The following is a 1,037-nucleotide window of genomic DNA, read 5'->3' as shown; positions in this document are numbered from 1 at the left end:
AATACCGCCTGGGTGGTGCCACTATTGCCTTGTTTATGCCTCGCTATTCAAAGGAACGTAAGTCTGCCGTATTACAGAAGCTTCTGCCTCCAGATAACCGCTCTGTAACTGGTATGGCAAGAGAGCCATTGAGGAAGACTGCATATGGTCACCACCGGGAGTAAACCGTTCTTCAGTTCTTAGGATTTGAAGCTGGCGGAAATACGCGATTTCAGGCCAAAGCTGATAATTTTCAATGTGACAGAAGGCCAAAAAAGTTGCCAAACCCATTGTACTCCGGGACCTAAAAAAACGACATGGAAGAAGCTGCACCATTGTGCATGCAATTTTCTGATTTTAAGAGTCCAGTGTGGTACTCTCTTTTTTCAGTTTTAACAGGGGTAACAAAAGAGTTAAACAAAACACCTATTGACCAATCGGCTTTATAGTCAATACTTGAAGCCGTTTTAATGGGAATATCTTTGGTGTTTAAGCTATACCCAAATGTTAACAAGTCCTTCTCATAGGCTGCATCGAAACAATAATGCCATAGGAAAGGATTGACCGGATAAGAAGTTTTTTCCACTCTTCAGGTCATTCCAGGCACTATCGCAAAACGCCTTACCCTTCTCATCGAGATTTTTAATGGAAAAATCCTTGCTAATACCCAACTCTAATGCCGTATAGTCAAATCCTGCAGTAGCAAGAAAACTGCGTGTATTTTTGGGAGGGCGATGTTCAATATAGTGATTGATTTCTTGTACTTTTGTAATCAAGGGCTCAATTTTCCGGGTGCAGGTATTATAATCACCGGTTCCGTTTCTGCCGTCTGGTAAAGGGAAGCCTTTAGGAAAACATGACGCCCGGTTCAAATATTGGCTTATTGCCTGATCAAGCCCTAAGCCCAAAAAACTTTCTGCATTAAGCTTGTATGTCTTGCTGCTTATCTTAACGGTGAAATCCTCATTCTTATCCACCTCATAAGCAATCTGTGTAGAAGCACCGCCCAAGTCAAGAACACCTACCGTGTCTCCCTGTAATTTCGTGCTCAGTAGCAA

1 protein-coding gene is annotated in these 1,037 nt (G+C 42.4%); it reads right to left on the bottom strand.

Annotated features, from left to right (window positions below; genetic code table 11):
- Positions 1 to 500: 500 nt before the first annotated feature.
- The coding region (locus KDK17_RS02590; RefSeq protein WP_257287271.1) for a hypothetical protein at positions 501 to 1,037 on the bottom strand (537 nt) is incomplete at its 5' end.

It is taken from the genome of Endozoicomonas sp. SESOKO2 (assembly GCF_024606245.1).
GTDB lineage: Bacteria > Pseudomonadota > Gammaproteobacteria > Pseudomonadales > Endozoicomonadaceae > Endozoicomonas_A.
This window is presented reverse-complemented; position numbering and strand designations above follow the sequence as displayed.